Consider the following 3,561-nt stretch of genomic DNA (forward strand, 5'->3'; position numbering starts at 1 on the left):
CGATTGTTCTGATGAGACCGGCAAAGAAAACCCTGGAAAGGAAACTCCGATGAAGATCAGCGCCCGCAACGTCCTCAAGGGAACGATCGCCGAGATCGTCAAGGGAGCCACCACCTCGCATGTCAGGATCGACATCGGTGGCGGCGCCATCGTCACCGCCTCGATCACCAACGAGGCCGTCGCCGATCTCAAGCTCGAAAAGGGCAAGCAGGCCTATGCCGTGGTCAAGGCCTCGGACGTGATGGTCGGCATCGACTGAAATTTGCGGCCTTAGACCGCGATCGGCGCCTTGATCGACGCATCGGCGACGTAGTTTTCCAGCCGGAAATCCTCGAAGCGGAAGGCGAACAGATCCTTCACCTCCGGATTGATCCACATCGTCGGCAGCACCTTCGGCGTGCGCCGCAGTTGTTCGCGTGCTTGCTCGAAATGGTTCGAGTAGAGATGCGCATCACCGAGCGTGTGGACGAAATCGCCGGGTTTCAGCCCGGTGACCTGCGCCACCATCAAGGTCAGCAGGGCATAGGACGCGATGTTGAACGGCACGCCGAGGAAGATATCGGCGGAACGCTGGTAGAGTTGGCAGGAGAGCCGCCCTTCCGAAACATAGAACTGGAACAGGCAGTGGCAGGGCGGCAGCGCCATCGCTTCCACCTCGGCTGGATTCCATGCCGAAACGATCAGCCGCCGCGATTGAGGATTTTTGCGTATCTCCTTGAGAAGATTCGCGATCTGGTCGATCGAGCCGCCATGGCCATCCGGCCAGGAGCGCCATTGCTTGCCGTAGACCGGGCCGAGATCGCCATTCTCGTCGGCCCATTCGTCCCAGATCGAAACGCCGTTATCGGTGAGATATTTGACGTTGGTGTCGCCGGCCAGGAACCACAAAAGCTCATGGATGATCGACTTGAGATGCAGCTTCTTGGTCGTGGTGACCGGAAAGCCGCGCGCCAGGTCGAAACGCATCTGGTAGCCGAAGACGGAGCGCGTTCCGGTGCCGGTGCGGTCGCCGCGATCGGCGCCGTTGTCCAGCACGTGCTGCAGGAGGTCGAGATACTGGCGCATCGGTTCCGGCTCGATTCGGTTGTCCAGCCATCATAGCTGACGGACAGGCAATCGAACACCACAAAGCAGCGCAAGCCCTGCCCGAAGGCTGCCAGTCCCCAACAACATCAGGGCTGACGCATGGACCGCGCCAGCCCCTGCAAATTGACGTGCGGTCGTCAGAGGGAGCCGAGTTTACCCAGGTCCTTGGCAACCAGATAGTAGAAGGTAACCCGGTTCTTGGTACTGTCGGCGGCCATCGCCTTGCAGACCTTCTCGATCGAAGCGTCGGCCTTGTTGTCGTCCGATATGCCGAGCTTCTTCGCAACCCAGCCAGCCTTGACGCGCTCTAGCTCCTTCGGATCGGTGCAGGACACCAGCGAGGAATCGCGGTTCCGGAGCGCAATGCCAAGATGCTTCACGATTTTGTCGACCACGTCGGCACTCGCCGAGGCATCGTATTTCTTCACGTCTGCAAGATAGTCGGCCATCAAAATTCCCCTCGTCGGCGCCACGGATCCGATCGATGAGGGCTGTGGCGCGCTGCTGCAACATGTGCGCTAGGTCGGTAACTCCTCACCGGGGCAAAGCTTCGGTTGAGACCGCGCCCAAGTCAACCCTTTGGACTTGCGGTTTTGTCAGGGGGACAAAGTGCCATTGCGGCCTTCCATTTCTTGCGATGGCCCCCTATATTCGGTTTGTCGGCTTGACCGACTATGGCGATAAATGGGCGATGAAATAAGCCGTTCGGACCCGGGGGCGGTACCCGGCGCCTCCACCAAAAGCCGCTGCTGATGACAGAGCGGTTTTTGCTGGGGGCGAAATAGGATCGACGAAGGTGTAAAGATCGTACTTTTGCCCGGCATGGTACCACCGTCATCGGGCTAAACCTGTAGTTGCAAATGACAACTATGCGGAAGCACGTCTCGCCGCGTAAGCGGTGCGATAGCTTCAAATCAAGCCCTAGAGGTTCGCACTTCTAGGCGGGGTTCGGAGGTACCTGGCAACAGAAACCTCCACTTCTCCCCTCCTCCTCAACATGCGTTACGCACAACGGCAGCTCCCGCCGGCCAACTTCGCACGCCCTCGGCCGCGAAGCCGCCCTGCCGCGTGCCACCTCTCCAAAAGATGCAAGACGATTCCGATCGATTCTTCGTGCTGACCGGCGGTCCCGGCTCCGGCAAGACCACCCTGATCGAAGCCCTGCGCCGGGCAGGCTTTGCCACCTCGATCGAAGCCGGCCGCGGCATCATCCGCCACCAGTCCGATATAGGCGGACCCGCTTTGCCCTGGCATGATCGCGCCCTGTTCGCCGAGTTGATGCTGTCATGGGAGATGCGCTCGTATCAAATCGCGCAAGAACAGACCGGGCGTCCTGTTTTCTTCGATCGGGGCGTTCCGGACACGCTTGGCTACCTCAGGCTGAGCGGCCTGCCGCTACCCGAACACATCAACGCCGCCGCCAAGCGTTTCCGCTACAACCCCCGCATCTTCGTCGCCCCGCTTTGGCCGGAGATCTTCGCGCAGGACGAAGACGCAAGCAGACGCTCGACGAGGCCGAGCGTACCCACCATGCGCTGGTCGGCATCTACACGGAACTGGGCTATGAGATGATTCCGTTGCCGCTGGCACCCGTCGAGGCGCGGCTGCGCTTCGTGCTGGCCGAGACAGGATTGGCGTGAAAAAGGCCGGGATGAACCCCGGCCTTTTTCATTTGTTTTGGTTGCTTATTCCGCCGGCGCCTCGACGGCCTCGCGCGAGCGGCCGAGCGTGACCTTGGCCAGCGTGAAGGAAATCACCGCACAGAGCGTGATGCCGGCCACCATCGGCAGCGGCGTGCCGTCGAAGAACACGCCGGCAACACCCATGGCGAGTGCGCCGATGGCGAAATGCAGCGTGCCCATCAGCGCCGACGCCGTGCCGGCGATCTCGCCATGCTCTTCCATGGCCAGCACCGAGGTGGTCGGGATGACCAGGCCGAGAAAGCCGTAGCCGACGAACAGCAGGGCCGCCATCACGTCGAGCCGGTCGACGCCCGTCGCCATGATCGCCAACAGCACCACCATCGTCGAGGCATAGCCGGTCACCGCGACGCGCACCACGCGCCTCAGGCCGAAGCGCTCGGCCAGCAGCCCCGTCATCTGCGACATGCCGATGAAGGCGACCGCGTTGATCGAGAAGAACACGCTGTAGACCGAAGGCGACAGCCCGTAATGGTCGATCAGAATGAAGGACGAGCTCGACAGATAGACGAAGAAGCTCGCAATGCCGAAGCCGGCGATCGCCACCAGGCCAAGGAAATTGCGGTCGCCCATCAGGAAGCGATAGCCGGCAAGCGCGGTTCCGAAGGAGGAACCGACGCGTTCTTCAGCCGGCCGCGTCTCCTTGAGCGAGGTTGCGAGCAGCACCGTGGCAAGGGCGGCCGCGCCCGTCACCGTCCAGAACACGGCGCGCCAGCCGAAACTCTCGATGATCACGCTGCCGGTCAGCGGCGCCAGGATCGGCGACACCGAGAAC

At 61.6% G+C, this 3,561-nt stretch carries 4 protein-coding genes, 1 other RNA gene and 1 pseudogene; 3 read left to right on the forward strand and 3 right to left on the reverse strand.

The genetic code is table 11. The features are described 5' to 3' along the window. Positions 1 to 49 precede the first annotated feature (49 nt). Positions 50 to 259, forward strand: a complete 210-nt coding sequence (locus tag EN893_RS24395) for a molybdopterin-binding protein (protein ID WP_024501417.1) — start codon at positions 50 to 52, stop codon at positions 257 to 259. 11 nt (positions 260 to 270) lie between these two features. On the opposite strand, the gene EN893_RS24400 is transcribed toward EN893_RS24395, so the two are convergent. Both EN893_RS24400 and EN893_RS24405 read right to left on the reverse strand, forming a co-directional pair. Further along, positions 271 to 1,065 carry a thymidylate synthase gene (locus EN893_RS24400; RefSeq protein WP_127271791.1) on the reverse strand — a complete coding sequence of 265 codons (795 nt, stop codon included), beginning with the start codon at positions 1,063 to 1,065 and terminating at the stop codon, positions 271 to 273. Between the two features lie 158 nt (positions 1,066 to 1,223). Beyond that, entirely contained in the window at positions 1,224 to 1,535 is a 312-nt protein-coding gene (locus EN893_RS24405) for a DUF2853 family protein (protein ID WP_127271793.1), read from the reverse strand. 170 nt (positions 1,536 to 1,705) lie between these two features. On the opposite strand from EN893_RS24405, the gene ssrA reads away from it, so the two are divergent. Together ssrA and EN893_RS24415 are read left to right on the forward strand one after the other, a co-directional pair. Further along, positions 1,706 to 2,065: a transfer-messenger RNA gene (gene ssrA, locus EN893_RS24410) on the forward strand. A 107-nt stretch (positions 2,066 to 2,172) separates the two neighbouring features. Beyond that, positions 2,173 to 2,726: pseudogene (locus EN893_RS24415) on the forward strand (AAA family ATPase). A gap of 45 nt (positions 2,727 to 2,771) precedes the next feature. Here the strand turns inward: EN893_RS24415 and EN893_RS24420 are convergent. Continuing rightward, positions 2,772 to 3,561 (reverse strand): MFS transporter (locus EN893_RS24420; protein ID WP_128361828.1); only part of this gene is annotated, 790 nt, incomplete at its 5' end.

The sequence above is a fragment of the Mesorhizobium sp. M7A.F.Ca.CA.004.04.2.1 genome (assembly GCF_004022825.1).
Lineage (GTDB): Bacteria > Pseudomonadota > Alphaproteobacteria > Rhizobiales > Rhizobiaceae > Mesorhizobium.

What these genes read in the sequence shown, in the direction of transcription:
- EN893_RS24400 (WP_127271791.1), bottom strand. Translation starts at nt 1,065, where the DNA reads ATGCGCCAGTATCTCGACCTCCTGCAGCACGTGCTGGACAACGGCGCC.
- EN893_RS24395 (WP_024501417.1), top strand. Translation starts at nt 50, where the DNA reads ATGAAGATCAGCGCCCGCAACGTCCTCAAGGGAACGATCGCCGAGATC.
- EN893_RS24405 (WP_127271793.1), bottom strand. Translation starts at nt 1,535, where the DNA reads ATGGCCGACTATCTTGCAGACGTGAAGAAATACGATGCCTCGGCGAGT.